The following is a 1,293-nucleotide window of genomic DNA, read 5'->3' as shown; positions in this document are numbered from 1 at the left end:
CTCATGGAAGCCATGGATAAGTACAATGAGGAATTAATTAAGGCTGGTGTACGGGTTATGGCTAAAGGACTTTACCCAAGTTCAAATGGGATTCGTCTTTCATTTCCGAAACCAGGAGAAAAGCCGGTGGTTACGGATGGTCCATTTACGGAAACAAAAGAATTGATTGCAGGGTTTATTCTGATTGAAGTGAAGTCGAGAGAAGAAGCAATCGTGTGGGCAAAACGGATGCCGGATCCGCAAGGACATGGGGAAGGTCAGATTGAATTGCGTCAAGTATTTTAAGCACCAATCTTACCGAGGAGCTTTTAAGAAAGACTGAAGCTAATTATTGGTTGGAGGCTTTCGTTTCTTCTTCAACTAAAGGGTGCGATTCTACAATAATGGAGGATCGCTTTTTCCTATTCGACTAACTGGGCAGATAAGTTAAAAAAGGAATATTTTAGTACCAGGTATTAATACTAAGTGATATAATTAAACTCTAGTGATTTCTAAATTTTGTTATGAGGGAGCTTTTATGTTAGATAATAGGGAAATTAAAAAAATTATTAGACATCGGTACCCATTTCTCTTAGTGGATAGGATTTTGGAAATAGAAGAAGGAAAAAGAGCAGTAGGACTAAAAAATGTAACATCAAATGAGGATTTTTTTAACGGACACTTTCCAAATTATCCCGTAATGCCTGGGGTATTAATCGTAGAAGCATTAGCTCAAGTAAGTGCAGTTGTAATGTTAACAAAAGAAGGAAACCAAGGACGATTAGGGCTTTTAGCTGGAATAGATAAATGCCGTTTTAAGCGTCAAGTTAAACCAGGTGATCAATTGCGTCTTGAAGTCGAAATTACACGATTAAAAGGTCATATTGGGAAAGGAAAAGGTATTGCTTTTGTTGCTGGCGAACTAGTATGTGAGACAGAGCTGATATTTGCATTTGGTGATTAATATTCCGATTTTCAAGATCTTCGACATTAAATTCAATTGGATTCAATCAATTCAGTTATAAAACAATTATACCATTTGAACTTCCTCTTTCTTTTTAAAGTGTTAGAATTGTTCTTAAAGTAACGGGTGCGATTGTTGAAGAGGTTCAGGAAATCTATAATAATTATAATTCGACACTATTGGAAGTAGATTAAATTTATTTGATTAATGAGCTATCTTTTCAAGACTCCATTAAATCTTTATCAATGCTTAGTTCAAAAGATTGTGAATAAATACACTTAAACTTACGGGCCAGGATTGTTGAAAGGAAATAAGGAGAAAAAGGCGGAAAGTTTTATGGAGATAAAGAC

2 protein-coding genes are annotated in these 1,293 nt (G+C 35.4%); both read left to right on the top strand.

The window, feature by feature from the left end:
- The coding region (locus V7077_RS27665) for a YciI family protein (RefSeq protein WP_335507966.1) at window positions 1-285 on the top strand (285 nt) is incomplete at its 5' end.
- Window positions 286-517: 232 nt separating this feature from the next.
- Window positions 518-943, top strand: a complete 426-nt coding sequence (gene fabZ, locus V7077_RS27660; protein WP_335507964.1) for a 3-hydroxyacyl-ACP dehydratase FabZ — start codon at window positions 518-520, stop codon at window positions 941-943.
- The last annotated feature ends 350 nt before the right edge of the window (window positions 944-1,293 follow it).

The sequence above is a fragment of the Neobacillus vireti genome (genome assembly GCF_036962465.1).
Taxonomy (GTDB): Bacteria; Bacillota; Bacilli; order Bacillales; family Cytobacillaceae; genus Neobacillus; species Neobacillus vireti_B.
This window is presented reverse-complemented; position numbering and strand designations above follow the sequence as displayed.